At 75.3% G+C, this 890-nt stretch carries 1 protein-coding gene; it reads right to left on the bottom strand.

Features of this window, described 5'->3' with window-relative positions; all coding sequences use genetic code 11:
• Window positions 1-890 (bottom strand): glycosyltransferase family A protein (locus tag D588_RS24970; RefSeq protein WP_043085235.1); only part of this gene is annotated, 890 nt, incomplete at both ends.

Below are 890 nucleotides of genomic sequence, written 5' to 3'. Positions count from 1 at the left end.
GCCAGCCAGCGCTGCAGCAGCGCCTCGTCGGCCGCCTCGCTGCGCGTGGCCTGGGCCGGCTGCAGCAGCAGCGCCTGCGGCGTCCACACGGTCCAGGCGCCCGTCGCCGCGGCGCGCAGGCACAGGTCCACGTCGGCGCCGCCGGCGGCGAAGCCGGCCGCGTCGAAGCCGGACAGGTGTTCGAACAGCGCCCGCCGCACCAGCAGGCAATGCGCCGACACCGCGCTGTAGCGGTGCGCCACCTGCAGCCGGCCCATGTAGCCCGGCTGCGCCATCGCCTCGCCGGCGAAGGCATGGCCGGCGCCGGCCAGCAGGCCCGGCAGCAGGCCGGCGTGGGTGATGCGGCCGTCGGCGGCCACGCCCTTGGCGCCGACGATGCCGACCTCGGGCCGCTGCGCGTGGTTCATCAGCGCGTGCAGCCAGCAGTCCTGTACCGCGGCGCTGTCGGCGTCCAGGAACAAGAGGTACTCGCCCTGCGCCTGGGTGGCGGCGAGGTTGTGCGCCTCGGCCTGGCAGACCTGCTGTTCCAGGGCGAACACGCGGATGCGGCCGTTGCCCAGCTCGGCCACGGCCTGCATCCACGCGGTGATCTCCGGCGCCTGGCTGGCGTTGTCCACCAGCAGCAGTTCATAGGCGGGGTAGGCGGTCTGTTCGAGCAGGCTGACCACCGCGCGCTGCAACGCCGGCAGGTTGTCCTGCGCCAGCAGCACGATCGAGACCGGCGGCTGCGCGGGGTGGCCGTAGTCGATGCGGAACAGGCCGCCCGGCAACGGCTCGACCGTGGCCTGCGGATAGCCGCGGGCCTGCAGGTGCGCGGCGATCGCGCGCTGGCGCGCCGGACCGCCGGCCTCGGCGCTGGCCGGCGTGGCGACCAGCAGCGGCTCGGGCAG

Origin of the sequence: Xanthomonas sp. SHU 308, assembly GCF_000364645.1 — a bacterium.
GTDB classification, from domain to species: Bacteria; Pseudomonadota; Gammaproteobacteria; order Xanthomonadales; family Xanthomonadaceae; genus Xanthomonas_A; species Xanthomonas_A sontii.
The sequence above is the reverse complement of the archived record's forward strand: the minus strand, read 5'-3'. Positions and strand labels throughout refer to the sequence as shown.